26 protein-coding genes and 1 pseudogene are annotated in these 24,709 nt (G+C 70.0%); 5 read left to right on the top strand and 22 right to left on the bottom strand.

Going from position 1 to position 24,709, the window contains the following annotated elements:
• Positions 1–2: 2 nt before the first annotated feature.
• Positions 3–527 (bottom strand): tripartite tricarboxylate transporter TctB family protein, encoded by a 525-nt coding sequence (locus ACFWRO_RS14865; protein WP_384509563.1) that lies wholly within the window; start codon positions 525–527, stop codon positions 3–5.
• On the bottom strand, positions 524–1,507 hold the full coding sequence (locus tag ACFWRO_RS14870; RefSeq protein WP_384509566.1) for a Bug family tripartite tricarboxylate transporter substrate binding protein: 984 nt from the start codon (positions 1,505–1,507) through the stop codon (positions 524–526). Before ACFWRO_RS14870 ends, ACFWRO_RS14865 begins: the two co-directional genes overlap by 4 nt.
• 121 nt (positions 1,508–1,628) lie before the next feature.
• On the opposite strand from ACFWRO_RS14870, the gene ACFWRO_RS14875 reads away from it, so the two are divergent.
• Complete coding sequence (locus tag ACFWRO_RS14875; RefSeq protein WP_384509569.1) at positions 1,629–2,297, top strand: response regulator; 669 nt, start codon at positions 1,629–1,631, stop codon at positions 2,295–2,297.
• A 193-nt stretch (positions 2,298–2,490) separates the two neighbouring features.
• On the opposite strand, the gene xerC is transcribed toward ACFWRO_RS14875, so the two are convergent.
• The 13 genes from xerC to ACFWRO_RS14940 all read right to left on the bottom strand — a co-directional run bounded on the left by xerC (position 2,491) and on the right by ACFWRO_RS14940 (position 13,397).
• On the bottom strand, positions 2,491–3,666 hold the full coding sequence (gene xerC / locus ACFWRO_RS14880) for a tyrosine recombinase XerC (RefSeq protein WP_384509572.1): 1,176 nt from the start codon (positions 3,664–3,666) through the stop codon (positions 2,491–2,493).
• 60 nt (positions 3,667–3,726) lie between these two features.
• Positions 3,727–3,942, bottom strand: a complete 216-nt coding sequence (locus tag ACFWRO_RS14885) for a helix-turn-helix domain-containing protein (protein WP_384509575.1) — start codon at positions 3,940–3,942, stop codon at positions 3,727–3,729.
• Between the two features lie 263 nt (positions 3,943–4,205).
• On the bottom strand, positions 4,206–5,399 hold the full coding sequence (locus ACFWRO_RS14890) for a DUF3631 domain-containing protein (RefSeq protein WP_384509577.1): 1,194 nt from the start codon (positions 5,397–5,399) through the stop codon (positions 4,206–4,208).
• Positions 5,396–5,794, bottom strand: coding sequence for a hypothetical protein (locus ACFWRO_RS14895; protein WP_384509580.1), 399 nt, complete (start codon positions 5,792–5,794; stop codon positions 5,396–5,398). Before ACFWRO_RS14895 ends, ACFWRO_RS14890 begins: the two co-directional genes overlap by 4 nt.
• Positions 5,791–6,693 (bottom strand): bifunctional DNA primase/polymerase, encoded by a 903-nt coding sequence (locus ACFWRO_RS14900; protein ID WP_384509581.1) that lies wholly within the window; start codon positions 6,691–6,693, stop codon positions 5,791–5,793. Before ACFWRO_RS14900 ends, ACFWRO_RS14895 begins: the two co-directional genes overlap by 4 nt.
• 87 nt (positions 6,694–6,780) lie before the next feature.
• The gene (locus ACFWRO_RS14905; RefSeq protein ID WP_384509584.1) at positions 6,781–7,266 is read right to left on the bottom strand and encodes a hypothetical protein; all 486 of its coding nucleotides are present in this window, start codon (positions 7,264–7,266) and stop codon (positions 6,781–6,783) included.
• A 223-nt stretch (positions 7,267–7,489) separates the two neighbouring features.
• Positions 7,490–9,586 (bottom strand): hypothetical protein, encoded by a 2,097-nt coding sequence (locus tag ACFWRO_RS14910; protein ID WP_384509586.1) that lies wholly within the window; start codon positions 9,584–9,586, stop codon positions 7,490–7,492.
• A gap of 3 nt (positions 9,587–9,589) precedes the next feature.
• Positions 9,590–11,173, bottom strand: a complete 1,584-nt coding sequence (locus ACFWRO_RS14915) for a hypothetical protein (protein ID WP_384509589.1) — start codon at positions 11,171–11,173, stop codon at positions 9,590–9,592.
• 95 nt (positions 11,174–11,268) lie between these two features.
• A complete protein-coding gene (locus tag ACFWRO_RS14920) occupies positions 11,269–11,508 on the bottom strand; it encodes a hypothetical protein (protein WP_384509592.1) in 240 nt (79 codons plus the stop codon).
• Complete coding sequence (locus tag ACFWRO_RS14925; RefSeq protein ID WP_384509595.1) at positions 11,505–11,861, bottom strand: RRQRL motif-containing zinc-binding protein; 357 nt, start codon at positions 11,859–11,861, stop codon at positions 11,505–11,507. The genes ACFWRO_RS14920 and ACFWRO_RS14925 overlap by 4 nt, the downstream gene beginning before the upstream one ends.
• Positions 11,858–12,862 carry a DUF2637 domain-containing protein gene (locus tag ACFWRO_RS14930; RefSeq protein WP_384509598.1) on the bottom strand — a complete coding sequence of 335 codons (1,005 nt, stop codon included), beginning with the start codon at positions 12,860–12,862 and terminating at the stop codon, positions 11,858–11,860. The genes ACFWRO_RS14925 and ACFWRO_RS14930 overlap by 4 nt, the downstream gene beginning before the upstream one ends.
• Positions 12,859–13,134: a DUF6303 family protein gene (locus ACFWRO_RS14935; RefSeq protein WP_384509601.1), complete on the bottom strand. Its 276-nt coding sequence runs from the start codon at positions 13,132–13,134 to the stop codon at positions 12,859–12,861. Before ACFWRO_RS14935 ends, ACFWRO_RS14930 begins: the two co-directional genes overlap by 4 nt.
• Positions 13,134–13,397, bottom strand: coding sequence for a DUF6284 family protein (locus tag ACFWRO_RS14940; protein WP_384509603.1), 264 nt, complete (start codon positions 13,395–13,397; stop codon positions 13,134–13,136). The genes ACFWRO_RS14935 and ACFWRO_RS14940 overlap by 1 nt, the downstream gene beginning before the upstream one ends.
• 561 nt (positions 13,398–13,958) lie before the next feature.
• Between ACFWRO_RS14940 and ACFWRO_RS14945 the strand changes: the two genes are divergently transcribed.
• Both ACFWRO_RS14945 and ACFWRO_RS14950 read left to right on the top strand, forming a co-directional pair.
• On the top strand, positions 13,959–14,729 hold the full coding sequence (locus ACFWRO_RS14945; protein ID WP_384509605.1) for a helix-turn-helix domain-containing protein: 771 nt from the start codon (positions 13,959–13,961) through the stop codon (positions 14,727–14,729).
• The gene (locus ACFWRO_RS14950; protein WP_384509608.1) at positions 14,726–15,199 is read left to right on the top strand and encodes an NUDIX hydrolase; all 474 of its coding nucleotides are present in this window, start codon (positions 14,726–14,728) and stop codon (positions 15,197–15,199) included. Before ACFWRO_RS14945 ends, ACFWRO_RS14950 begins: the two co-directional genes overlap by 4 nt.
• Here the strand turns inward: ACFWRO_RS14950 and ACFWRO_RS14955 are convergent.
• Both ACFWRO_RS14955 and ACFWRO_RS14960 read right to left on the bottom strand, forming a co-directional pair.
• On the bottom strand, positions 15,187–15,753 hold the full coding sequence (locus ACFWRO_RS14955; RefSeq protein WP_384509611.1) for an HD domain-containing protein: 567 nt from the start codon (positions 15,751–15,753) through the stop codon (positions 15,187–15,189). The genes ACFWRO_RS14950 and ACFWRO_RS14955 overlap by 13 nt on opposite strands.
• Before the next feature lie 11 nt (positions 15,754–15,764).
• Positions 15,765–16,208 carry a GntR family transcriptional regulator gene (locus ACFWRO_RS14960; RefSeq protein ID WP_384509613.1) on the bottom strand — a complete coding sequence of 148 codons (444 nt, stop codon included), beginning with the start codon at positions 16,206–16,208 and terminating at the stop codon, positions 15,765–15,767.
• A 346-nt stretch (positions 16,209–16,554) separates the two neighbouring features.
• Between ACFWRO_RS14960 and ACFWRO_RS14965 the strand changes: the two genes are divergently transcribed.
• Together ACFWRO_RS14965 and ACFWRO_RS14970 are read left to right on the top strand one after the other, a co-directional pair.
• Positions 16,555–17,679 (top strand): hypothetical protein, encoded by a 1,125-nt coding sequence (locus ACFWRO_RS14965; protein ID WP_384509615.1) that lies wholly within the window; start codon positions 16,555–16,557, stop codon positions 17,677–17,679.
• A 639-nt stretch (positions 17,680–18,318) separates the two neighbouring features.
• A complete protein-coding gene (locus ACFWRO_RS14970) occupies positions 18,319–19,335 on the top strand; it encodes a lytic polysaccharide monooxygenase (protein ID WP_384509617.1) in 1,017 nt (338 codons plus the stop codon).
• A gap of 15 nt (positions 19,336–19,350) precedes the next feature.
• Here the strand turns inward: ACFWRO_RS14970 and ACFWRO_RS14975 are convergent, their stop codons facing one another.
• The 5 genes and pseudogenes from ACFWRO_RS14975 to ACFWRO_RS14995 form a co-directional block, all read right to left on the bottom strand.
• Positions 19,351–20,223 carry an esterase/lipase family protein gene (locus ACFWRO_RS14975; RefSeq protein WP_384509619.1) on the bottom strand — a complete coding sequence of 291 codons (873 nt, stop codon included), beginning with the start codon at positions 20,221–20,223 and terminating at the stop codon, positions 19,351–19,353.
• Between the two features lie 127 nt (positions 20,224–20,350).
• Positions 20,351–21,391, bottom strand: coding sequence for an ImpB/MucB/SamB family protein (locus ACFWRO_RS14980; RefSeq protein ID WP_384509622.1), 1,041 nt, complete (start codon positions 21,389–21,391; stop codon positions 20,351–20,353).
• Between the two features lie 128 nt (positions 21,392–21,519).
• Complete coding sequence (locus tag ACFWRO_RS14985; RefSeq protein ID WP_384509625.1) at positions 21,520–21,834, bottom strand: hypothetical protein; 315 nt, start codon at positions 21,832–21,834, stop codon at positions 21,520–21,522.
• 142 nt (positions 21,835–21,976) lie between these two features.
• On the bottom strand, positions 21,977–23,041 hold the full coding sequence (locus ACFWRO_RS14990; protein ID WP_384509627.1) for a helix-turn-helix transcriptional regulator: 1,065 nt from the start codon (positions 23,039–23,041) through the stop codon (positions 21,977–21,979).
• A 31-nt stretch (positions 23,042–23,072) separates the two neighbouring features.
• Positions 23,073–24,623, bottom strand: a pseudogene (locus ACFWRO_RS14995) (OB-fold nucleic acid binding domain-containing protein); the annotation flags it as partial.
• Positions 24,624–24,709: the final 86 nt, after the last annotated feature.

Genomic DNA, 24,709 nt, shown 5'->3' on the forward strand with positions numbered 1-24,709 from the left:
GGTCAGAGCACTCCCATCAGCGGGCCGCCGGGCAGCGGAACTCCGAGCAGGTTGTTGAAGACGACGTAGGTGAGCAGGGAGAGCCCCGCGGCGATCAGCGGGTCGCGGTGGAGGTGGCGGCTGCCGAGGGCGTAGGCCGCGCCCCAGAAGAGCAGGGCTCCGGAGACGGGGAAGCCGACGGGTCCGATGAGGACGGCGAAGGCGAGGAAGACCCCGGAGAGGAGCAGGACCGTGCGCCAGTCGCCGGGCTCGGAGAGGTCGACGTCCTCCCCGCCCTCGGACTCGCCCCGGCCGCCGCGCAGGACGTCGACGGCGAGGAGGACGGCGACGACGAGCAGGCCGGTGCCGACGACCACGGGGACGGTCTTGGGGCCGACCGGGCCGCGCTGGGCGATGTCGACGGTCATGGTGAGGGCGTCGGTGAGGACGAGGACGCCGATGGCGAAGAGGAGGACGCCGACGCCGAGTTCGGAGTGCTCGCGCAGCCAGGAGCGGCCTTGCGTCTTCTCGGTGGCGGGGGTGGTCACAGTCCCAGCTCCTTCAGTACGGAGGCGACCTGCTTGTCCTGCTCGGCGAGGAACGCGCCGAACTGCTCGCCGGGCAGGAAGGCGTCGTTCCAGCCGTTCTTCTTCAGCGACTCGCGCCACTGCGGGGAGCCGTGCAGCTCCTTGGCGAGGCCGACGAGCTTGTCGCGCTCGGCGTCGGAGAGACCGGGCGGGGCGACGATCCCGCGCCAGTTGATGAACTCGGTGTCGAGCCCCGCCTCGCGCAGGGTGGGGGCGTCCAGGCCGGGAACCCGCTCGGGTCCGGTGACCGCGAGCAGGCGCAGTTCGCCGGACTCGATCTGGTCGAGGTACTCGCCGACGCCCGAGACGCCGAAGGCGACCTTGTCGCCGAGGATGGAGGCGAGGAGTTCGCCGCCGCCGTCGAAGGGGATGTAGTTGACGCTCTTCGGCGCGATGCCGGCGGCCTGGGCCATCAGCATCGGGGCGAGGTGGTCGGGGCCGCCGGGCGAGGAGCCGCCGCCGACGGGCAGCTTGCCGGGGTCCTTCTTCCAGGCGGTGAGCAGGTCCTGGATGGTCTTGTACGGGGAGTTCTTGCCGACCACGACGATGTCGGGCTCCATGGTGAGCCTGGCGATCGGGGTGGTGTCGGCGAGGGTCTTCGGGGTCTTGTTGGTGTGGACCGCGCCGACGACGCCGAGGCCCATGGACATGGCGAGCTTGCCGTTGCCGTGCTCGCCGACGAGCCGGGTCAGGCCGACGGTGCCGCCGGCGCCGGGCAGGTTGAAGACCTCGATGTCGGTGGTCAGACCGGCGTCCTCGGCGTTCTTCGCGGCGGTGCGGGCGGTGATGTCGTAGCCGCCGCCGGGCGTGTTGGGGACCATGAAGCGCAGTCCGGGTATCTGGGTGCCGGTGTCGGAGCCGCCGCCGGCGGAGAGCAGGGGCGGCCCCACCAACACCAGCAGCGCGGCCCCGAGCAGGGCGAGGGGGGTGCGCAGACGCACGTGTGCCGCCTCTCGATAGGTATGTGAAGTGGCCCACATGTTGCCCGCGCGTTAAGAACCTGTCTCTCTTCCGCAATCAACGGACGTTGTGGTCCTTGTGGTCTCGACCTAGCGTGTCGGCGTGACGAAGGTGCTGGTGGTCGACGACGACTTCATGGTCGCGAAGCTGCACAGCCGATATGTGTCGACTGTGGACGGTTTCTCCGTCGTCGGGGTCGCGCACAGCGGCGGTGACGCGCTGCGCCTCGCCGACCGGCTGCGCCCGGATCTCGTCCTGCTCGACATCTACCTGCCGGACATGGACGGCATCTCCGTCCTGCGCGAGCTGCGCGGGTCCGGTCTCGCGGTCGACGCCCTGTTCATCACGGCGGCGCGGGACGCGGGCATGATCCGCTCGGCGCTGCGCGCGGGGGCGCTGCACTATCTGATCAAGCCCTTCAACCAGGCCGCGCTCCAGGAGCAGCTGCGGCACGTGGCCAGCTTGCGGACCCGTCTGGACGCGCTGGACGAGGCGCGCCAGGAGGACGTGGACCAGATCTTCGGCACCCGCCCGCCGGGCTCGCGCGAACTCCCCAAGGGCCTCGCGGCCCACACGGCGGACCTGGTGGACGGCATCCTGCGGGCCCACCCGGAGGGTCTGTCGGCGACGGAGTGCGCGGAGGCCGGCGCGCTCTCCCGGGTCAGCGCCCGCCGCTACCTGGAGTACTTCGCGGAGACGGGCCGCGCGGAGATCACCCTGCGGTACGGGGGTACGGGCCGCCCGGAGCGGCGTTACCGCCGCCTGGGCTGAGGGGCCGTTCGAGGCGGTGTCTGAGGGGCCGTCCAAGGCGGTGTCTGAGGGGCCGCTTAGCGGCTCCGTAAGCAGCCCCCTCCGGAACTGGACGCCAAACCTGCTGGTCACCGGCAGCCCTCGCCGCTCCAGCTCCCCACGGCGTTCGCCACGGGGAGCCAAATCGGGAGCCACGGCACTGACGTCGTCGGCCCTACCCCTTCGAACTGTCGGCATCCCGGAAGATCTCGTCCATGGCTTCCGCGCCCTGGGTGATGACCGGGCGAATCTGCTTGCGGTACACCAGTTCCGTGGTCTGCGTGGTGCTGTGGCCCACTACGCGAGCGATCACCTCGATGGGGATCCCGTGATCCGACAGAACGGATACGAAGCTCGTTCGCAGCTCTCTCGGCGTCCAGGATTCGGGGGTCTCGAACCCGGCCTCCTTGAGCAAGGCTCTGAACGCTCGCCGAACATCGTGGGCGCTACGCACCGCGCCGCTGTCCGTGCCGAAGACGTAGTCGTCGTCACGCCAAGAGAGCCCCAGCAACGCGCGCTGAGCCTGCTGCACTTCTCGCAGGGCCCGCAAGGTGCCGACGAGCTGTTGCGGCATTGCCAGAGTCCGGCGGCTCTTCCGCGTCTTGGTCTCTCCACGGCGTCTCACGGAGCGCCAAACCTCGACATGCGGGACAGAGTCCTCGGGCACGTCCAGCTTCACGTGGCTCCACGTGAGCGGACGCACCTCCTCAGTCCTAATGCCTACCAACAGCGAAAGGGCCAGGTAGGCATGGATCCAGGAACCGGGCATCGCGGAGAGAGCCGCCTTGGCCTGAGGCAGCGTCAGGGACTTACTCGGGCGCCCCGTCTTGCCTTCAGGCGCCTCCACCAGCTCGGCCACGTTACGGAACACCTTCCCTCTCCGTTGGGCCTGAGCGATCGACCGCCTCAGGATGGAGAGCACCATCTGCAGAGAGCTGGTCGCCAGGACCATCGACTTCTCTTCCAACCAGTGGTCGAGTGCATCGGCCTCCAGGTCGCGCAGCTTCGCCCTTCCCAGATCGGCAACGACGTGGTTCTTGGCGAGACTGCGGTAGGTGTCGACGCTCGCGGTGTCGCGCCCCTTAAGGCCGCTCTTCAGCCAGTCGGAAACGGCCTGCTCAACGGTGTACGTGGCCGAGGACTTAACTCCGGCATCCAACTCCTTCTTGAGTTCCTTCAGTTTGTGCCGGACTTCGGTCTTCGTCTTGCCGGACACCTTGGGCCGATGCCGCTTGCCAGCCGGGGTGTAGCCGAGAGAGACAGCCCCGACGAAGCGGTTCTTCGACTTGTCCCAGTAGATCGAGTCTTCTCCATTGCCAGCCTTGCGAGGCCGGCCGGACGCTTCAGGCATTCGCGCCTTCCAATAGCAGCGGGGCCGCACCTGGTCAGTGCGGCCCCTCGGGTGAACGGGTTAAGCAGCGGCTTCGGCCTCGCGCTTGAGGAGTTCGACGTAGTCGTCGATGTACTCGCTCGGCACGAGGCGCCTACGGCCGATCCGGACGGTCCGGAGCCGGCCGAGCCGGATCTCCTCATACGCCGTCGTCCGCTTGATGTTGAGTACTTCGGCAGCGGCTTCGACGCGATGCAGGCGGTGCACGGTGGAAGACGCGACGGGGGCCGTAGTCATGAACTTCCCTTCCTCTCCTTGCCGGGCGGCGACACGAGGGGCGGTCTCGCCCCCTCCTGTCAGGTCCGCTACCTCCGCTACCTCCGCTACCGCCCTGGTCAGGGGCATGATCGGAGGTAGCGGACGGGGTAGCGGTAGCGGACGTGTGCCGCTACCGCCCTGGTCAGGGGCATGATCGGAGGTAGCGGACGGGGTAGCGGTAGCGGACGTGTGCCGCTACCGGCCCCGGCTTCCGGGGCGCGGGGCCGGTAGCGGGGTAGCGCTCAGGTAGCGGACGTGAAGAGCCCTTCCGCTACCGATTCCAGGCCGTTGACCTGCGGGGTAGCGGAGGTAGCGGAGGTAGCGGCCCTGGAGGGGGGTGGGGGGCAGTACCGCTGCCACGCGTCGTGGAGGTCGAGCGCGTAGTAGCCCTTCAGGACAGTCCCGGCGGTCTTGATGTTGCGGGCCTTGATCGGGTTGTTGTCGCTGGTCATGTACTCGCCCAGCATCTTGGCGAGCATCCGGGAGTCGAGCGGCCGGCCGCTCATGTCGGCCCACGGCGCCTCGTCGAGCGCGCACAGTCGGTCCAGGACGGCGACGGTGGGCATCCGGTCGATGCCCGCCATGACGTGGTCCCGCAGGTCGGTGAGGAGCCGGATACCGAGGCTGCCCTTGTCGTCGGCGCGGGAGGCGTTGACCAGTTCCAGGCACGCGGCACGCGCCCGGTCGGGCCAGTCGCCGCCGGCCGCGTCGGCGACCGCGATCAGCGGTTCCCACACGTCGGCGGGGCGGTCGGTGACGCCTTCGGGCATCTCGGGCCAGCGTCCGGCGACGTCCTCGCGGACCTGGTCGGCCCACTGGGCGAGCCGATCGCGGAGCTTGTTGCCCTCCGCCTCGTGCAGCCGGGCCCGGAACGGCTCCACGTGCTCGTTCCTCGCGCGGCGGCGCATGCGGATGATGACCGAGCGGGTGGTGATGGTGTCGGGCAGGTAGCCGAGCCCGCCGACGGCGACGGCGGTGTAGGAGGGGAACTCCACGACGGTCTGGTTGCCGCCGTCGCCGATGCACCGGTAGGTGACTCCGGAGCGGCGGTGCCCGGCGTTCAGGAATCCGCGCAGTTCCTCGTTGTCCCCGGCCTTGGGTCCGAAGACGGTGTCGATCTCGTCGAACAGGATCGTGGGCCGTCCGGCGGGGTCGGAGACGGACCGGAACAGGGCGGCGGCCCGCGCGTTCACCGCCAGCATCGGACGCGGCACGAGCGTCTCCACGACCTCCAGGGCGCGGGACTTGCCGGATCCGGGTTCTGGGGAGAGGAACGCCAGCCGCGGGGTGGAGTCGAACGCGTCGAGGAGGTGGGCGTGGGCGTCCCACAGGGCGACGGCGACGTAGGCGGCTTCGCGGGGGAAGACGTTGAACCGGCGGTGGAACTGCTCGACTTCGGCGAGCAGGGCGGCGCCGTCGATGGGCTGCTCGCTCATGCGGCGTCCCTCCCTTCGGGAAGCGGGACCACGGCCCCGGTGCAGGCGGTCTTGTGGGCGTCGTACTCGGCGACCAGGGCCGCAACCGAGTTCGCCCCGGTGGCGGCGCCGGTCTGGCCGCAGGCGCAGGCGTACGCAGCCGTGGGGGCTCCGTCCGTGCGGGTGGACCAGCGGGCGCCGTCGTGGTGCGACCGGTAGACCGGAGCCGCACAGATGCGGATCCCGGGCTGATCCGGTGTCGGGTCGCCGGGGTTCGGGAGAAGAGCAGAAGTGACGCCTTCGGCGACGACCTTCGAGGCGCCCACGGCCCGCAGGCGGCGAGGCTGCTCGGCGGCTGCCGGGCAGTCGGTGGTCCGGGTGATGCTTTTCAGGCGGGGGTTGGGGCGGTCGCTCATGCCGTCTCCCGGGGTCGGGCGGTACGGATGGACCAGTTCAGAGCGCTGCGCAGGGTCGAGCGGCACTCGGCCGGCCGCAGTCCCGCCGACTCCCCCGCCACCTGAAAAGCCTCCTCAACCACGTGCCGGTCGAGGTCGCCCCACGCGACCAGGCGCCCCACGGCGCGGGCGGCCCGGAACAACTCCGCCTCCCTGCCACCCTCCACGGCCGTGGCGACAGCGGCGGCCTCGCGCTCCAGCACCACGTCGGCGTACCGGCTCGCCCTGCTCGGCATGGACAGCGCAACCGGCCGTACGGACTTCTGAGAGGGTGCCAGAGCCTCCAGAAGCCACACGGGGAGTTCACCAACAGGGACGTCGTCGAGGACGTCGTACGAGCCGCTGGGAAGGACAGATCCGGGGGCGACGACGTAGCCGCCCCACCCCCGGGTGTCGACCTTCGGCGCGAGCGTGCCCGCCGTCGACCGCAGCCGGACGCCGGCCGGGGCGGTGAAGTACAGGTGCTCTCCCCCGCTCGCGGTCCGCACCCGGTAGGTCGCCGCAACGGCCTGCCCGGCGCGCTCGCAGAGCGCCTGCAAGGAAGTCACGCCGTCAGGCGTTCCTTTCACGTCCTTCGGCTTGAGCGTGTCGAGGTCGACTACGAGTAGCCCGGCCGGGCCGGTCGCGATCCCGACGTTGTACGGCCGCATCGTCCACGCGGCCCGAATCAGGTCCGGGTCGAGGGTGGCGCGCCGCTCGGGCACGAGGTGCCCGTCCGCGCACCGGCCGGTGCCGGGGCAGGACGCCTCAGGGTGTCCGGCGGGCCGCTTGTCGCCGGGGCGTAACGGGAACACGGGCCAGCCGCGTTCGGCTGCGTCCAGCGCTGCACGGAGCAGCGCTAAGCGGGGGTCATGGGTCATGCTGGATGTCTCCAGTTCTCTAAGAGGTGCTGGCAGACGAGAGCGGCCCCGGGTTCATTGGCGTGAGACAGGGGCCGCTTTCGGCGTTCAGCGGTGGTTGATGGTGCCGTTGGCCCGGCCGAACAGGCCGGTGGCGGTGATGTTCTGCGTGATGTGCGTGCTCTCCGTCCGCCCAGTGCCGCGTCGGCTCCCTGTGAGGAGGAGGGGGACGGCGATGACAGCGGCGATGACGAGGGCGGCGGCGGACCAGAGGGCGTTGCTCATGGCGAGGAGTCCCGGGGCGGCGTAGGAGAGTCCGATACCGGCGGCGGCGACCCCGCCGCCGACCGTGGGGGCGAGCAGGGCGGTGGTCTTGGCCCAGGCGGGGACCGGCTGACTGACCGGCACGGCGGGCGGCGGGGTAGTGGGTTGGGTGTAGGCGAGGGTGCGCACCCCGTTGGGGAGGGTGACCCAGTCGACGCCGGGCGGGATCTCCGCCGGGAGGATCACCGGCTGGGGGACGGCGGCGGGCCGGTAGTACGGGTCGCCGTAGCGGGTGGGGGTGGTGCTCTCGTACGGGGTCTCGTAGTGCACAACGGGGTCCCTTCAACGACGGTGGCCGGCACCCTCGTTGAGGGGTGCCGGCCGGTGCTGTGCTTGTCGTGTCGCTTGTCGTCTGGCTTGTCGTGCGGCTTGTCGCTTGTCTTGTCGCGCGCTTGTCTTGTCGCTTGTCGCCTTGCAGGTCACAAGCCGTTTCCGGCCCTCAGCAAGCCGCCCAGACCCCTTCTCGCGGGTGTGGGTGACAAGCGACAAGTGGTCAGTCCTCGGCGGGGTTGGTGGGTGCGTGGCGGTGGTGGACGTAGCGGGCTTTGGTGCCGGTGCCGATGCGGACGGCGGTGCCGTCGTCGGTCCAGGTCTTGAGCCAGCCGACCACCGTCTGGCGGGTGGTGCCGTACTCCGCGGTGAGGGCACGCGCGATCGCGGACGCTCCGGTGCCCTCGGGCCCGGCGGACAGGAGCAGCGCGAGCGCGGCGGTGCGGGCGGCGTTGTCCTCGTCGCGGAGCGCGGAGAGGTTGAGCCCGGCCGGGGCGGGCGGCTGCTCGGCCTCGGTCGGGTCGGGCGTGGTGCCGAACTGGGCGTCGATCTGCTCACGGAACCGCCGCGCGAGCGCGTCCGCCTCCGACTCTGCGGCGGGCGGCTGCTCGGTGCGGAGCGCGGACAGGTTCAGACCCTCCGGCCTGCCGGACGGCTCCTGCCGGTTGTCCACGGCGCTGTGGCTGTGGGTGCGCATCCACGCGGTGCGGTCGGGGGCCCACCGGTCGGTGTAGGCGGTGCCTGCGACGTGGTGGGAGGTGTCGTCGAGGGTCGGGTGCATGGTGCTGGTGGCGGCGACGATGTCGCGAATCTGGTTCGGGAGGATCCGCCAGTTCTTGAACAGGGCGGCGGGGGACTCGGGGGTACCCATGAACCCGGACCCCTTGTAGGGAGCCTGGTCGACCCGCAGGCCACGGGAGCCGGGGAACACCTTGGACAAGTCCATGCCCTCGACTTCACCGCCGGTCAGGCAGACCCGGGCCTTGGCCTCGCGACGGATCATCAGATCCCCCAGGACGGACCCGGTGGCGCCCAGGGCGGTGAGGACGGTCCGGATGCCCATGGCACGCTGCGTCCGGATGATCTCCAGGATCTTCTTGGCGAGTTCCTTCATGCGCCGGTCGGTGCTGGTCAGGATCTCGGCGCCCTCGTCGATGAGGAGCATGATCTGCGGAATCTTCGGGCTGACGGGCAGCTGGTCGGTGTTCCGCTCGGCCATCAGGTCCTGGTAGGCGACCTTGCGGTGGTAGCCGATCGCGAGCGCGGTCTCCAGCATCAGCAGCGCTTCCTCGTAGGAGGACGCGAGCCAGTCCACCCCCGGCGTGAGGCCGTCGACGATGCGGCCCTCGGTGTCGAGTGCGGGGCGGACCCAGGGCAGGCCGGCGGATCCGGCGTTGAGGTCGATGACCCAGGTCAGGACGTCCGTGGTGCGGGCGAACCCGGCCAGGATGACGTGGACCATGTTCGTCTTGCCCGACCCTGTCGGACCGACCACGAGCGCGCACTGCTCGCGCAGGTAGACGCGGATCTCTTCGGCGTTGGTGCGGTAGCCCCACGGGATCCCGGTGTAGATCGACAGCGGCGTGTACTCGGTGGGGTAGGTGATCTCCTCGGCCAGCACGTTGACGGTGGTGACGTCGATCAGGACGCGGCCCTGGTCGATGCCCTGCGAGGCGGCGGCGGTGCAGCCGTGCGGCAGCCGGGCGTCGGCCGAGAGGCGGGTGGCCTCGCGGGCGATGCGGTCGTAGGTGGCGCCGCCGGGCGGGAGTTCGGCGTCGATGGTGAACCCGGTGCCGGTCGGCCACATCTCCACCGCGAGGACGCGGATGGTGATGTTGCAGACGCGCTGGATCCGGTCGACCCACTCGGCTGCGATCGCGCGCCGCTCGGCGGAGAGCTCCGCTGCGACCTGCCGCTCGGCCTGCGCGAGCGCTTCCAGTTCGCGGGCTTCCTCGTGCAGGAGCGTGGAGCGGGCGGCGGCGCCGAGGCCGACGCCGAGTGTGGCCAGGGAGCCGAGGGCGGCCCAGGTGAGGGGGCCGGTGGTGATGGCCCAGGTGGTCCATCCGGCGCCGACCAGCCAGGAGGCGGCGCGCATGGTGATGGTGCGGGCGGAGAGGCGGTCGCGGAGGCTGGTGATGGTGTGGCCGATCGCGCCGGCGGCGCCGACGGCGAGGGCCCAGCCGGGGGGCATGCCGGTGGCGGCGCCGGTGGTGGCGATGGCGAGGGCTCCGGTGGTGGCGGACAGGGCGCCGGTCACGGGTCCGTGACCGGCAGCCCAGTCCCACACCGGCCCCGTGGAGGCAGCAGTGTTGTTGACCATGGGTTAGACGTTCCATCCCTTCTCGGCCTCGGTCCCGTTGCGCGGGTCCTCGTGGCGGGCGATGTCCTGCTCGTGCGCAACGCGGAACAGCGGCCCCATGTCCTCCGCGACCCCGACCGCGGACATGAGGGCGCCGTAGATGTCGTTGAAGCCGTCGGCGACTTCCTTCTCCAGCGGGAACTCGGAGTCGGCGCGCTCGGCGAGGATCCGCATCACGTTCGCCACGCTCGTGAGCGCGGCGGGGAGCCCTTCGACCATGGCGAGGATCTCCATGGCGTTCTCGGGCTCGTAGCTGTTCGCCGCGGCTTCCATCTCCGCCGCGTACTCCTCGAACCGGAAACCCGACACGATCTCTCCCTCGGTGGTGTCGCTGCTGGTGGTGGGTGCGGCGGGAACGAGCCCAGCGGGCCGCTCCGCCGTGTCGCCGATGTGCTCGCTACCGTCCTCGGCGGCTTCGGCGTCGATCGCGGCCTCGTCGTCCTGCAGGGCCGCCCGGATGCGCTCGTCTCGGGCCGCGCGCTGTTCGGCGGCGGTCTGTGTGAGGCGGGCGTAGAGGCGCCGGCCGGGGTGGACCAGCCACGGCAGGCCGAGCTTCCGGCCGAGCGGAGTCGTGAGCATCCCGACGATGCCGAGTGCCCCGGCGAGCAGGGCCGCGAGCAGGCGGCGCCGCTGGAAGCGGGCCGCCGACCTGCGCAGCGCCCTCCGTGCCGCCTTGCGCGCGGGGGCCTTGCGGACCCGGTCACGCTGGGCGTCGACCCGGCCGGCAGCCCGGCGGTCCCGTGCCTTACGAGCCCGCTCTATCGCCGCGCCACGGGCCTTGCCGATGCGTCCGGTGGCTTTGCCGATCGCCCGGCCGAGCAGCCCCTTCTTCGCGAGCGAGGCGGACCGCTGGGCGGCCTTGGCCTTCCGGCGGGCGTCCGCCATCGAACGGCGGGCGCCCGTGGTGTCGTTGCGGCGAGTGGCCCGGGACGGCGAGGCCTGCCGGGCCGCTCGCCGCATGGCCTTGACCTGCCCCACACGCCCCGCAGACCTGCGGGAAGCGGCGGAAGAACCCGCCCTGGACGCTGCTGCCCTGGCGGTCTTCACGCTGCGGTTGAGCCCGGCCGTCTTCTTCCCGGCCGGTGCCGATCCGGAGGCGGTCCGGGAACCGGCGCCGCGCCCACGACCAGCGGCTTTGCCGGTGCCGGCGCTCCCGTTACGGGCCTGTGTCGGCACCCGCCCCGAACCGCGCCGAGCGGCCGATGACGCCCCCGCCGTACGGCCCGCGCGGGCGGTGCGGCCGTTGGCGGCCTTGGGCTTGGGGTTGTTCTTGCGGTCGCGGCGGTGGCGGGCGGTCGCTGCGGCGGCGCCGAGGACCACCGCGCCGGTCGCGGCGACCGCGAGCGCGGCCGGGCCGCCGACCAGCGCGGCGGCGGCCAGGAGCGTGGTGGTGGTGTTCGTGCCGGTCACCGCGAGCGGCACGACCGGCCAGCCGCCCGGCGTGTGCTCCACGACCGGGGCCGATACGGGTGCCGCTTCGGGGGCTGGGGGCGGGGTGTCGGGGAGAGCCTCGGTGCCTTCTACCGGGGCGAGGGTGGTGTCCGTCATGCTGGTGTGCACTCCTTCGCGGAGAACAGCAGGACCCGCACGCAAGGCTTCCTAGGGCGCGGGCGTGCGGGTCCTGCTGGGCGAGGTGTTGCAGGTCAGAGCCTGTTCGGTTCCAGGGAGAAGAAGCCGACGTTCGCCCGGTCGAACTCGGGCTGGCTGGCGCTGATCTGCTCGCGCAGCTGCCGGTAGAGGTCGTGGCGGGTGTTGGCCGTGCCGGGGGTGAGGGTGCCGGTCCAGGTCCCCGACGCGCGGCCGGGAAGGTCGAGCGTCAGCACGTAGTGGTGCGAGCCCTGCTCGTTCGCGGGGGCGGGGTTCTGCTCGTTGGTGCTGCTCACAGAGGTTCTCCAGTCCCGTGTCGTACGGCGGTGGGTGTGTCGGCGCAGGGGGTGCACGTGCCGAGGGACGGCGGGATGCGATACCCGGCGTCGCGGCGGCAGTTCGGGCAGATCCGGCGGGCCGTGTTCGCCCGTTCCAGGGCCGCCCAGCGGGCGGGGGTCATGGGGCGGACGGGCTTGGCCCGGTCGATGCGGTAGAGGTAGGCGACCAGCGGGCCCCGGCGGCGCCGGGGCCGTTCGAGCTGAGCGGCGACGTCCTGACCGCCCGGGCGAAGGCCCATCGCCCGCAGCTGGCGGAACGTCTTCAGCCCGTCCGGGGCGCACCGCCACCGATAGACCGGCAGCCCACTCACGACGTGGCCCCTTCGAGCGTCCGGCCGGCGGCGTTGTCGCGGTGCTCGGCGTAGCGGGTGGAGACCCAGCCGACCGACCAGCCGCACAGGTCCACAGCCGCCCTCACGGACAAGCCCTCCGCGACGGCGGCGGCGACGATCTGACGGGCGTGTTCCTCGGGGAGCTTCTCGTTCACCGGACCGCCGGCGAGCAGCGCGGCCCGTTCACGAGCAGCCCGCTCCTCCCGCTCCAACTCCGCCCGGCGGGCGGCGGCTTCGCGCTCCAGGCGCTCGGCCTCGCGGCGGTGAACGGCCTCGCGTTCAAGGCGTTCACGCTCCCGCTCTTGCTGTTCACGCTCGCGCTCACGGTGTTCACGGGCCTCCCGCTCGACCCGCTCGCGCTCCTGCTGCTCGGCACGCTCCAAGCGGCGTGCGGCTTCCTCCCGCTCGGCCTGTTCACGGGCGAGGAGAGCCTCATGCTCGCGCTGTTCACGCGCGATCGTCTCGGCGTGCTCGCGTTCCTCGCGGACCCGCCGCGCCTCGGCCTCGCGCCGTTCCCGGATCTCCCGGTCGGGCTCTGCCTGCTCGGCCTTCCGCTCGGTCTCCAGCGCCGCTAGGGCGGCGGTGATGGCGCGGCGGTAGGCGAGTCCGGTCTCCGCCGTGACGATCAGCAGGAGCGGGGCGACCGCGTGTACGGCCACGCCGACCAGGTCTTTCCTCAGCGCGGAGTCCGCCACGTTCAGGGCGAGCGTCATGCAGCCGGTCATCCACCGCAGCACGATGGGCCACCGGCCACCGTGCCCACCCAACCGGGCGAGCACCGCGTCGAGGCGGACCACGATGACCACCGCCGCGTCGACCACGAGCGGCAGGATCGGCGCCGTCCAGTCCCACTTGTCCGGGGTGTGAGCGGCCATGAGCGGGGTGACGGTGAGGATGGAGTAGAGCATCGCGCCGGCCACGATCAGCCACGTGCCGACCGACAGAGCGCGCTCGGCTGAACGGATCTGAACACTGTTCATTCCCGGGCCTCCCGCACCTCGACCGACGCGATCAGGTACGCCCGGGCGTCCGGGTCGTTCGGCCACAGGGTGGTCTCCGTCCAGCGCCACTCGGCGCCGTCCGTGAACACGTAGCCGAGCGCGTTCAGCGCCCGTGAACGCTCCCGAACGGTCGGCATCTCACCCGACCCCAGGTCGTACTCGGGCCAGTCGGCGACCGGCCCGGGCAGGAGCACGTAGAGGCGCCACCGGTCGTTCCGGCCGGTCAGGTGCGCGGTGATCGTCGCGGCCATCACGCCACCTCCGACGAACCAGAGGCGCCCTGGTTGGCGACCGCGATACGGGCCGCGATCACGCGGCGGCGGGCCCGGCGGATCCGCCGGGCGTCCAGCACCGACGGCGTGCGGTCGAGCGTCGCGATCTCCACGTCGAGCAGGTCGCGCTCCGCCTCGATCAGCGGCATCTCCAGCTCGATCGCGTCCAGCTCCGCGTCCGACGGCTCACCGTCAAACAGGGTGGCCGTAACAACAGCCTGAAGTGCAGCGATGGACTTCATTGGGTGTGTTCCTTCCAGTCAGGAACGGCCCGAACCGAGGCCCCGGAGGTGCAACTCCGGGGCCTCTCGCCGTTGGAACCATCCGGCTCCCCTCAACCCCGCCCGTACGGCACCCGCGAACGGGCCGGACGGGCGGAGGAGGCAACCGGCCGCAGCAGTGAGCCGCGGAGAGATTGGGTGCGCGGACCTGTGCCGCGCCGGCCGCCTTGTTGTGCCTAAGGACAGGCGGCTAACCCTCATCACGCTGTTCAGTTCTCAAGCCAACTGGCGCTTCCATCGAGCCGACCCGCCTACACGGAGCTCTCCGGGCGACAAGCTCAGGCAGCACGGTTCGCCGGACCAAAGCCCGATGAGGTACATGTACTACCTGTTCCTCATCATGCAGAGAAGGATTCGCACCGTCAAGTCCCCTTGGGTCTTTGGCGTCTGCGAGTCCGTCCCGCTCGATGCCTCCAGCTTGGCCCGATCTGGCCAGACGTTGGACTCCACGCATGTACGGCTACAGGACGTCTTGGCTACGGTGAAGCCGTCCCAACTCGTCCCGTCCGGGGAGTGCACGGCATGGCCAACGAACGCTTACGCGGCGCGATCATCGAGAGCGGCATGACCCTGGATCAGGTGGCCGAGCGGCTCGGGGTGTCCGCGAAAACGGTGGAGCGCTGGATCAACGATCCCAAGCGCCAGCCGTACAGGCGCTTCAAGTACGCGACAGCCTCTCTCCTCCAGCGAGAGTTGTCCTACCTGTGGCCAGAGGAGCGGACGTCTGCTGAAGTCACCGAAGCGGGCAACGCCGAGCTTGTCCAGCTCTACCCGCACCGCTCGGTTGTTCCGAACCATCTCTGGCCGCAGCTCTACGCCGGCGCCCGCCGAAAGTTCGACGTCTTGGTCTACTCAGGGTTCTGGCTCACCGAGGATGCGACCTTCCACCAGGTGGTGAAGGAGAAGTCCGCGGACGGAGTCCCGATCAGGTTCATGCTCGGCGACCCGGAGTCGGCTGCAGTTGCCGTGCGCGGCGGTGACGAGGGAATCGGGGGCGCCATGGCCAGCAAGATTCGCAACGCGCTGGTCAACTATGCACCGCTGTTCGGGCTCCCCAGAGTCGAGTTTCGACTTCACTCGACCACGCTCTACAACTCCATCTACCGATCCGATGACGCCATGCTCGCCAACGGGCACTTGTACGGCGTCGGCGCGTACATGGCGCCGGTCCTCCACCTACAGCGAGTGCCGGGGGGCGAGCTGTTCGACGCATACGCTGAGAGCCTGGAGCGAGTGTGGGAGAGCGCCCGGAGAATCTCCTCCCCGACGGACCTCGGAGATGCACGCTCATGACCCGGATCGACTATTTCCGCGACCCACGGGCCCCGAAAGCCAACTCGGTGGTCCCCTCGGTCACTGTCGTAGTCAGCGACGGTGAGGGGCGGCTCCTGCTCATCCATAAGACCGACAACGGCTTGTGGGCGCTGCCGGGCGGCGGCCACGACATCGGCGAGCGGATCGCGCAGACAGCCGTCCGCGAGGTCGAGGAAGAGACCGGCATCGCAGTCGAGGTGATAGGAATCATCGGCCTCTACACCGACCCGGAGCACGTGCTCGCGTATGACGACGGTGAGGTACGCCAACAGTTCTCGATCTGTTTCCGAGCCAGGCCCGTCGGCGGTTCCCTCCGTACGAGCGGCGAATCGAAAGAGGTCCGCTGGGTAGACCCAGCGGACCTCAACGACCTCGACATTCACCCGTCCATGCGCCTCCGCATCCAACACGGCCTGGACGCCTCGCGCGGGGAGCCCTACATCGGCTGAGCGCCGACTGCTGCGGCCATGCGCAGCTCCACCCGCTCGTTGGCGGCATGGATCTCCGGGGCAGCCCGCTGGATGAACCGGCCGACGATGGTGTCCGGGCCGTACCGCTGCACGATTTCGTCGAGCCGCGCCGCCGGCGTCGTGTGCTCGCCGTATGGAGTCGTCGTCATGTCGGAAACGATGAGCGCATCCACCAGCTCGGGCCGCTCCAATGCGAACTCGGTATCCAACTCCTGCCGAAGCCCACGCTCCTCAGCTTCCAGTAGCGCGCACGAGTGGTGGGCGACGAGCCGCACAACCCGCTCGTCGGCTCCCTCCTGATCGCGCAGGAATCGGGCCCCGTCGAGCGGATGAAAGCCGGTAACAGCGAGCGAGGGCGAGTAGCCGATGTCGTGCAGGACCGCCGCAGCCTCCAGCAGCTCGGAGTCTTTCCCGAGAATCGGGCTCAGTGAGCGGGCCCGCTTAGCGACCCCGAGGGAATGCGCCCAGCGGCGCGGCAACGGCTCGGACAACAGCGATTCGGAGAGCGAGTACGCCCACTCAGTAAGCCCCATGAGCGCCAAGGCTACGGCCCCTCTAGCCGGGAGGGGAGGGCACGAACAGTTCGCCCCTTGCCATGGACAGCGACGAGCAGCCCGCTTCCCTCCATCTGCGCGAGGGCACGACGCACGGCCGTACGCGAGGCACCGAACAGCTCGCAAAGCTTCGACTCCGACGGGTAGCCGTCTCCCACCGACAGCCCCTCCTCGTTGATCAGGGCGGACATACGCTCAACGAGCGGCGGAATGGGCCCGCTGGCCAACCGCCAGCCGACGCCAGGTTCGGAGCTGATCAGCTTCTCAGCCTCAAGCTTCTTGAGCGCGCGCCGGATCGTATTGCGTGAGACATCGTGCGCGCGCATGAGGGCAGCCTCGGACGGCAGGGCATCTCCATCCAGGCCCTTCTCAATCTCCTTCCGCAGCACGTCGGCGATGAGCAGATAGGTTCCGCGCGGGCTGGCCTCCGGCACGGCACCTCCTTCCGGGAGCGTCTGGTGCTGCCAGGGTCGCACGTGGAGCAGCTAGTGAAGCCACTACCTCCCCGCAGCTGCACTGAAGCGCAACGCAGCGAGACGGACCGCGACCGCGTAGTACTCGGGCTGTAGATCTTGACCTTCACGACAGCGGTTCTACGACTGGGCCGTCATCGAACTTGCCAAGGCTGAACCGGGACACCATCAGCGACAGATCCGTCGCGAGACCGACGACAGGCCGCAACCCAGACGTGAAGATCACGATCCACAACTGGAGTACTCAGCAGTACTTTCTGTAAACCTGATCGCCAACACCCATGGCGCGCTGACATGATTGCGCACCATGGATACGGACACGCGGAACGCTGTCATCTGGTCAGGCATCACCAGCGACGCCAACTATTTTGGCCGCTTTGCGCGCGATCTGAATTTGTGCAACGACCCGTACCTGAGCTCCACCATGGCGCTATGCATGGTCCCCCATCTCTCCTTGGCGATGTACGAATCCCTCCAGAAGCTCAAGAAGCTGAGCCCAGAAATTTCGACAGTCTTCTCCGAGGATGCCCTTTCCATTAGCGCCCGCTCCCGGCATTCCCTGAAGCTCTTCGAGGATACAAAGCGCGGGATCGAAGGACAACTCTCCTACTTCCGCGATGACGTGCTCGCTGCGCATTCAGAGAGGTTCCTCAACAACACCTGGCTGCCCCTGGCACGCCACTTCGAGACCGATCTCGGGTTGAACTTCTACGCCGGTCGACTCATTTCCACTACGCACGCAGCAACATTCCATCTCGGCTTCGATACGAATCGGCTGCTCGCACCGAACTCTGGGCCGTACATCAGTTCAGTGTTCGAAGAGTATGGGTCCTTTTTCGGCGCCCTTGGAGCCAACCTAGAAGGTCAGGGCGAGCAGACCTTTATCAGGTCGCTACAGGTGGCAGCCTTGGCCAAGCCGCGTGACGTCCGAGCCAAGTCTTACTACCGGCAGATCTTCAACGGTCGAGACACTCCTGAAATTAACGCCCTACTCACGACTTTTCGAGCAATGCTAAATTTCGCCGAACTGGTCATGGAGGCTGGGATTAACCGACAGCACCTGGACTACACCGCCTTCAAGGTTGGATACCTCTCGGTATATCAGGTACTACGCAGCGTGCGGCTACTACTCGATGATTCCGCCTACCCGCTCACCACCCGATCCGAACGGATCGCCAGAAGCATTTCATGTTCCCCCTCCGCGCAAGTGATCACGAGAAGAAGCAGCAGGCCGTTCCGGAATACGATAATGCACTACAATTTGCCATTCCAGATCGATGTCGACCGTGTCGATCTCTCCAAATCATTCTTTGGGCTGATTCCCATCTACTTCCCAGAGTTTGACGATGGCGCATTCGTTGAGCTGGTACGCGAATGCGGAGCTTCCACTGCTGCCGCTTTTGACGAGTGGGCAGAAGGGATCCAGGACTGACGGCCATGCCTCGCGGCCTCACCATCGAGGGCATCGACAGGGCAGCCGGACTAGAGAGAAGGCCTTTAGATCAACGCTGGTCGACTCCGTTCGAGATCTTCCGACCCTTCCCCGAACTACTCCTGGCACCAAACAGCAGTGCACACCTGCGGAACCCCGGGACCGAAGTCACCGAGCCCAGGTAGGAGCTCCCCGCCTCTCGCTGATCGTTCGCCCCTCATCTCATGCGGCCCCTTCCTATGGCTCAGAAGGCGTCTGGCATCCGCAGCGCCGGTCAGGCGCGGACCCCAGTGCCCCTAACGCGGTCGCCGACAGGCGGCCAAGGCGACGTGGTGAGGTCCGTCCGGACTGACAAAGCAGATACGGGCGTCGGCCCTGTGTGGCTCCCCACGAGAGCCACACAGGGAGCCAACGGACACGACACAAGCCGGACGCCGGCGGACGCTCGCGGACGGGAAGAGCTGGTCCCGCCAGCCCCGCGACACAGGACGCCGGGTGCTCCCTGAGCCCCCGCTTAGCGGCTCCTTAAAGCGACCATAAGGATCGCCATCAGCCCCTCCTCGCAGGCGATTTCGCGGATTTCGGCGGCTAGCTTGCTGATCGAACCCCAGGCGTCCCCCCTCCAAGGAGTTGTTCCGCATGACCGCTCGCCGTACCGCTTCCGCCGTCCTCGCGCTCGGTGTCGCGCCGCTCGCGCTCGCCGGGCTCGCCGCTTCGCCGGCCGTGGCGCACGGGTCGATGACGGATCCGGTGAGCCGGGTGTCCGCGTGCTACGCGGAGGGTCCTGAGAGCCCGAAGTCGGCCGCGTGCAAGGCGGCCGTGGCGGCCAGCGGGGCGCAGGCGTTCTACGACTGGAACGCGGTGAACATCGCCAACGCCGCCGGCAAGCACCGCGACCTGATCGCGGACGGCAAGCTCTGCAGCGCCGGCAACGACAAGTACCGGGGCCTGGACCTGGCGCGCGGCGACTGGCCCGCCAGCACGCTCGCCTCCGGCAAGCACACCTTCCGCTACAAGGGGACCGCCCCGCACCGGGGCTCCTTCGAGCTGTACGTGACGAAGGACGGCTACGACCCGTCGAAGCCGCTGAAGTGGTCGGACCTGGAGGCCAAGCCGTTCGCGACGGTCACCGACCCGCGGATGGAGAACGGCGACTACGTCTTCGACGGCACCATCCCGAACAAGTCCGGCCGCCACCTGATCTACTCGATCTGGCAGCGCTCCGACTCCCCCGAGGCCTTCTACACCTGCTCCGACGTCGTCTTCGGCAAGGACAACGGCACCACCGGCGGCGCGCCCGCCCCGACGGCCTCCGCGCCGACCGACGAGGAGATCGAGGCGGGCACGGACGAGTCCTCCGTGGAGCACGGCGGCCACGGCGACCAGCACGCCGGGACCGGCGCGGAGGCGACGGCCCCGGCGCCGGCGACCTCGCAGCCGGCGACCACCCCGTCGGAGCCCGCCGCCTCGGAGCCGGCCGCCTCGACCGCGCCCAACGAGCCGGCGGCCGCCGGTGAGGGCGAGCGGCTCGCCGAGACCGGGGGCGACGCCACCACCTCGTACCTGGCGATGGGTGGCGCCGCCGTCCTGGCGCTCGGCGCGGCCGTGCTCTTCGGCGCGACCCGCCGCGGCCGCGGCCGCCGCGCAGCGCGCTGAAGCGCTGAGCCTTCGCTAGCCGATCACGGAGACGCAGGTCGTCGGGGTCGCGTGGGCCGGGTCGAGGGCGTTGACCACCTCGTGGAACGTCACCCGGTCCACCGTCCCGATCGCCACGTGCTCCGAGAGGTCCAGGGCGCACTTGTCCTGGATGACGATGTTGGTGACGTTCGGACCGTCGAGGAAGCCCGAGCGGTACGGGGTCACCACCTCGTCGTACTTGGTCGTGATGACCGTGTACGTGACGCCCGGGACCGTGTCCCCGCCCGCGTTGAGCCGGGTGATGAACGGGGATCCCGCGATCTGGTCGGCGAGGCCCGGGGTGTTCGCGCTGATGAACTCCTCGGCGCCGGGGAAGTACGGCAGCAGCTTGGTGAGGCCGCTGAGGGTCGTGCCGTGGTTGTCGGGGGCGATCCCGACGAGCGCGTTGACCTTCGCGGCCCCGCCGAGGAACTTCAGGTAGTGACGGGGCATCATGCCGCCCTGCGAGTGCCCGACGAGGTCGGCCTCGGGCGCGCCGGTGGCGGCCAGGACCTTGTCGACGTAGACCTTGAGCTGTTCGGCGGACTTGTCGATCGGGCCGAGCCCGTGGAAGAACGGCACGTTCGGCAGCTGGCCGTAGTCGAGCGAGAAGACGCAGTAGCCCCGGTTGACGAGGTACGGCGCGAGTCCCAGCCAGTTGTCGATGGAGTTCCCGAGGGTGCCGTGGACCAGCACGACCGGGCGCGGGTGGGCGGCCGAGGGCTTGCAGGAGAAGTCGTTCCAGCCGCGGCTTGTGGCGGCGGCCTGGGCGGGTGCGGCCTGGGCCGCGGCGGTGGGGGCGAGGGTCGCGGCGGCGGTCAGCAGCAGGACCGAGAGCGTTCTGAGCGCGTGTTTCCAGGGCAGCATCGTGCGATCTCCTTGCGGCTCAAGGGAAATCAGAAACGAACGACGGCAGTAAGCCCTGCGGCCCGGACCACAAGTGGGGATGCTCTGCTTCAGGCCAAGCTACGCACGAGTAGCCATCACTGGGAAGTTACGCGTCGGTAAAAATTGACTTCTCGTCAATACGGAGTACGGGCCCACCACTTCGGGCCACCCGCCCCAGGGCGGCCGGACGGACGGCCTCCGGACCGAAGCGGCGGCGGGCCCGGTCGGCGGCGGCCTCGGCCGCGCGGGCGCGGGCGTCGCCGGGGTCCAGGGAGAGCTGACGGTAGGCGCCGCCGGCCGGCAGCAGGTCGTCGGCGCGGAGCGCGAACGCGCGCACCCGGGCCCGCTGCAGCCCGAGCGCGGCAAGCAGCCCCAGGGCGGTCGCGGCGAGGGCCGGCGAGTGGCCGGTGGACTCCGGCAGGGCGCGCGTACGGGTGGTGGAGCTGCGGTCCGCGTACCGCACGGTGAGGGTGAGCCGCCCCGTGGCCAGGCCCTCGCCGCGCAGGCGCTGCCCGATCCGGTCGGCGAGCCCCAGGACCGCCCGGTGGTGCTGCGCCGGGTCGAGGCAGTCCCGCTCCAGGACCAGGTCGGCGCTCAGGTGCGCGGCGGGCTCGGACGGGACGACCGGGCGCGGGTCGTGGCCGCGGGCGCGCTCGGCGAGGAGCCGGGCAGGGCCGGCCCCGAGGAGCCGCTGCAGGGTCGCCGGGGGCAGTTCGACGACCTGGCCGATGGTGTGCAGCCCGTACCGGTGGAGCGAGTCGGCCGTGGCGCGCCCGATCCCGGGCAGCGCGGTGACCGGACGTGGGTACAGCCACTCCTCCGCCCGGTCGGCGGGGACCCAGGTGGTCTCGCCGGGCGCGGACGCGTCGGCCGCCATGGCGGCGAGCATGCGGTTGCCCGCGAGTCCGGCGCTGCTGTCGATGTCGTAGAGCGCCTTCAGCCGGAGCTTCGCCAACTGGGCGACGTCGTAGGGGGACAGGCCGAAGTAGCGGAGCGCAGAGGTCAGGTCCAGTTGGACGGCCTGGGGCGGGACGGCCTGGACGTGAGGCGTGATGCCGGACACCAGTTCGATTATGGCTCCGTACTGCTCCTCGCTCGGAACCGTATGCAGGTGGAGGTGGGCGATGTGCCGGTGCGGCGAGGCCATGACGGCGACCCTCCTCTCGGGCTTGAGTTCCGCTGGCCCCACCGTAACGCTTGTTCGAATATGTGTGCGAATTTAAAGGGGCGCGGTTGCCCGCGCCCCTCCTCTGCTGTGCCGGGTCGGTGAGCGGTTCAAGTGAGGAACCACAGGAGCTGGACCCTGATGTCGAGGTCCTCGGGCCAGCTCGATTCCACGCGGACCGCCACCTTCTTCCCGTCCATGGCCACCAGGCTGTGCAGGGTGATGACCGCGTCCCCCATGATGGGCTTGTCGGAGGCTCGGTTGAACTCCGTGACGCTGCCGACCACGAAGGCGTGTGCTCCCAGGAAGCCAGGCACATCCAGAACCTTTTCGAAGACGCCGTGGCCCCGGATGTCGAACGGTTGGGCGGCCATCTCCGGATTCAGCAGTGCCTTGCCTCCGCTGACGCTTGCCGTGTCAGTCATGTCCGTTTCCCTTCGGTGAGCGGCCTGGTTGTGCGAACCGACCGCGGATGTTCCGATCTCCCTTCTCATGCTGGGCGGGATCCGTGTCGCCGGGACCCCCTGAATTCAGGGATGGACAGACCGCGGATCGGAAGGCAGCGGATCAGCGGGTCAGCGCGGCGCTGAGTTCCTCGCGCCCGTCCGCTCCGGTCTTGCGGAAGACCGCCTTGAGATGGTCGTTGACCGTGTACGCGGACAGGTCGAGGCGCCGGGCGATCTGCTTGACGGACGCCCCCGTGCGGAGCTGCGTGACGACGTCGCGTTCTCGGGGGGTGATGCCGTACCACGCGCACAACGACGGCATGACCAAGTCCCATGTGGCGCCCTGGACGACGAGGGCGACATCACCCGTGGCGCCCGCGTCGAGCACCTGCCCCTGGCAGGTGGTCCAGCGGCCGGAGGCGGCCGGGGGCGCGCACACCAGGGGAAGCGCCCCGTCCTGACGGCGGGCTTCCGCCCGGGCGACGAGGGAGAGCGAGACGAAGAAGGCTTCCGGCACCCACGAGGGGATGGCGTGCGCCGACCACTGGTCCAGCCACAGCCGCGCCTGGGGGCTGACGGCCTTGATCCGGTGGTCGGGACCGACGGTGATCACTCCCGCGGACAGCGGGGGAACCTCGGGGCAGAGAGGGCCGGCCGTCGCGTACCGGCGCAGGGCGGCCAGCAGCGCCGGTACGAGCCGGGCCGCCCGCCGGGCGTCGTCCTGGCTGAACGGCGCGGCACCTTCGCAGCGGAGCAGCCCGAGAGCCCCCCACACTCCGCGCCTGTCCTGGAGCAGCAGACGCAGCTCGGAACTCGCCCCGTGGGTGGTGAGGATCTCCCGTACACGCGGGTCGGACGCGGGCGACCCGTCGGTGCCCGCGCCCACGACGACAGCCGGCGTCCGCAGGAGAGTCGGGATCGCCGGCCGCTGCGGGTCGCCCCCCAGATGCCGGTGCATGACGAGCTCCCTGACCAGCACGGGGTCGTACTGGTGCCAGAAACTGAAACTGCCAAGACCGGGACCGGTCGCCGGGTCGGTTCCCACCAGGCTCAGCGCGTCGTGGGCCACGATGGGGGCGAGCACGCGCGAGATCCCCGACCCGACCTGTTCGGGGCCGGTGTCCTGGCTCGCCGCGGCGTAGAGGTCGGACGCCAGACGCCTGTCGTCGAAGAACCTCAGGCTCATATCCCCCCCATTGTCCCCTGGCCTCGCGTGGTCAGCCCGCAGAACCGGGGCTGGTGTAGCCGAACTTCTTCAGGTCCGCCGAACGGCTGCCGGCCGGTTGCAGATCGGCGTACGGATGGAGGCGGGCGCCGGTGGTGCCGTTGACCAGGACGCGGTGCGGCTGGGCGGGCGTCTGGGCGGGCGTCGGGTGCGGCCGGTCGGCGCCGAGCAGGGCGAGCGCGGCCTCGGGGCCCCGGTCGCGGCGGGCGGCGGCGATCTCGTCCAGGTCCCAGGCCATGGTGCCGACGACGGTACGGCGGGTGCCGCGCACCTGGACCGTGCCGCGCACCAGCAGCAGCCCGCTGTGGAAGACGGTGTGCGCGCAGGCCGGGTGGGAGTCCTCGAAGAAGGCCAGGTCGACCAGGCCGGAGCCGTCCTCCAGGGTGACGAAGATGATCCGCTTGCCGCTGGCGATCGGCGGGGTCTGGGTGGAGGCCCGGACGCCGGCGACGAGCACCTGCTGCCCGCCGCGCATCCCGGCCAGGTGGGTGGCGTCGGTCGCGCCGATCTCGCGCAGCAGCCGGTGGTGGTGCTCCATCAGGTGCTTGGAGACGTCGATGCCGAGGGTGTTCAGCTCGGCGGCCAGGGCCTCGCGGCCGGTCATCTCCGGCAGCCCGCTCGGCTCCGCCCCGCCGACGGCGCCCGCGTCGAGGGGCAGTTGGCCCTTGCCCGCGGAGCGGGTGCGGGACTGCCGGTGGAGTTCGGCGATCTGCAGCAGCAGGTCGCGCCGGGTGAGGCCGTCCTCGTGGAGGGAGGCCAGGGCGCCGATCTCGGCGAGGCGTTCGGCGACGGGCCGGCTGGGGCGGGCCCGCTGCCAGAAGTCCGACAGTGATCCGTAGGGCTGCCCCTGTTCGATCCGCGCGCTCTCCTCCTCGCTGATGCCGTGTACGGCGGACAGGGCGAGCCGTACGCCCCACCTGTCCCCGTCGGTCTTCTCCACGGTGTGCTTCACCCGGGAGTCGTTGACGTCGACCTGGAGGATCGGCACGCCACGGCGGCGGGCGTCGGAGACGAGGACCCGCTTGGGCCACATACCGGGATCGTGTTCGAGGAGGCCGGCCAGGAGGAACGCCGGATGGTGCGCCTTGAGCCAGGCGCTCTGCAGCGCCGGTACGGCGAAGGCGACCGCGTGCGCCCGGCAGAAGCCGTAGGCGCCGAAGGCCTCGACCGTCTTCCAGACCTGCTCCCGCACCGCCGCGTCGTACCCCCGGGCGCCGGCCAGGCGGTGGAACCAGTCCTCGATCCGGGGCAGCCGCTTCTTGTCGCCGAGCGCCCGCCGGGCGACCTCGGCCAGCGCGCGGTCGCAGCCGGTCATCACCGACAGCGTCTCGATGATCTGCTCGTGCCAGATGGTCACGCCGTAGGTGTCGGCGAGCACCGGCTCCAGGTCGGGATGGGCGTACGCCGGTGTGCCGCCGTGCCGTGCGGCGATGTACCGCTCGGGCATGCCGCCGGCGACCGGCCCGGGGCGGAAGAGGCTGATGTCGGCGATGACGTCCTGCGGGTCGCGGGGCTGGAGCCGGGAGAGCAGGTCCTGCTGACCGGTTCATTAGTCAAGTCATGTGTCGGGTTTCTATGTGTCGGCTTCCCCGCGTGGCCCCGGGGTCTTCCCAGGAACCGTCCCATGCC

Source organism: Streptomyces sp. NPDC058579 (genome assembly GCF_042718575.1).
Lineage (GTDB): Bacteria > Actinomycetota > Actinomycetes > Streptomycetales > Streptomycetaceae > Streptomyces.

Bases quoted from the DNA above. Each gene is read 5' to 3' on its own strand.
- xerC (WP_384509572.1), bottom strand. From the start codon at position 3,666: ATGCCTGAAGCGTCCGGCCGGCCTCGCAAGGCTGGCAATGGAGAAGAC.
- ACFWRO_RS14885 (WP_384509575.1), bottom strand. From the start codon at position 3,942: ATGACTACGGCCCCCGTCGCGTCTTCCACCGTGCACCGCCTGCATCGC.
- ACFWRO_RS14890 (WP_384509577.1), bottom strand. From the start codon at position 5,399: ATGAGCGAGCAGCCCATCGACGGCGCCGCCCTGCTCGCCGAAGTCGAG.
- ACFWRO_RS14895 (WP_384509580.1), bottom strand. From the start codon at position 5,794: ATGAGCGACCGCCCCAACCCCCGCCTGAAAAGCATCACCCGGACCACC.
- ACFWRO_RS14900 (WP_384509581.1), bottom strand. From the start codon at position 6,693: ATGACCCATGACCCCCGCTTAGCGCTGCTCCGTGCAGCGCTGGACGCA.
- ACFWRO_RS14910 (WP_384509586.1), bottom strand. From the start codon at position 9,586: ATGGTCAACAACACTGCTGCCTCCACGGGGCCGGTGTGGGACTGGGCT.
- ACFWRO_RS14915 (WP_384509589.1), bottom strand. From the start codon at position 11,173: ATGACGGACACCACCCTCGCCCCGGTAGAAGGCACCGAGGCTCTCCCC.
- ACFWRO_RS14930 (WP_384509598.1), bottom strand. From the start codon at position 12,862: ATGAACAGTGTTCAGATCCGTTCAGCCGAGCGCGCTCTGTCGGTCGGC.
- ACFWRO_RS14935 (WP_384509601.1), bottom strand. From the start codon at position 13,134: ATGGCCGCGACGATCACCGCGCACCTGACCGGCCGGAACGACCGGTGG.
- ACFWRO_RS14940 (WP_384509603.1), bottom strand. From the start codon at position 13,397: ATGAAGTCCATCGCTGCACTTCAGGCTGTTGTTACGGCCACCCTGTTT.
- ACFWRO_RS14945 (WP_384509605.1), top strand. From the start codon at position 13,959: ATGGCCAACGAACGCTTACGCGGCGCGATCATCGAGAGCGGCATGACC.
- ACFWRO_RS14950 (WP_384509608.1), top strand. From the start codon at position 14,726: ATGACCCGGATCGACTATTTCCGCGACCCACGGGCCCCGAAAGCCAAC.
- ACFWRO_RS14955 (WP_384509611.1), bottom strand. From the start codon at position 15,753: ATGGGGCTTACTGAGTGGGCGTACTCGCTCTCCGAATCGCTGTTGTCC.
- ACFWRO_RS14965 (WP_384509615.1), top strand. From the start codon at position 16,555: ATGGATACGGACACGCGGAACGCTGTCATCTGGTCAGGCATCACCAGC.
- ACFWRO_RS14970 (WP_384509617.1), top strand. From the start codon at position 18,319: ATGACCGCTCGCCGTACCGCTTCCGCCGTCCTCGCGCTCGGTGTCGCG.
- ACFWRO_RS14975 (WP_384509619.1), bottom strand. From the start codon at position 20,223: ATGCTGCCCTGGAAACACGCGCTCAGAACGCTCTCGGTCCTGCTGCTG.
- ACFWRO_RS14980 (WP_384509622.1), bottom strand. From the start codon at position 21,391: ATGGCCTCGCCGCACCGGCACATCGCCCACCTCCACCTGCATACGGTT.
- ACFWRO_RS14985 (WP_384509625.1), bottom strand. From the start codon at position 21,834: ATGACTGACACGGCAAGCGTCAGCGGAGGCAAGGCACTGCTGAATCCG.
- ACFWRO_RS14990 (WP_384509627.1), bottom strand. From the start codon at position 23,041: ATGAGCCTGAGGTTCTTCGACGACAGGCGTCTGGCGTCCGACCTCTAC.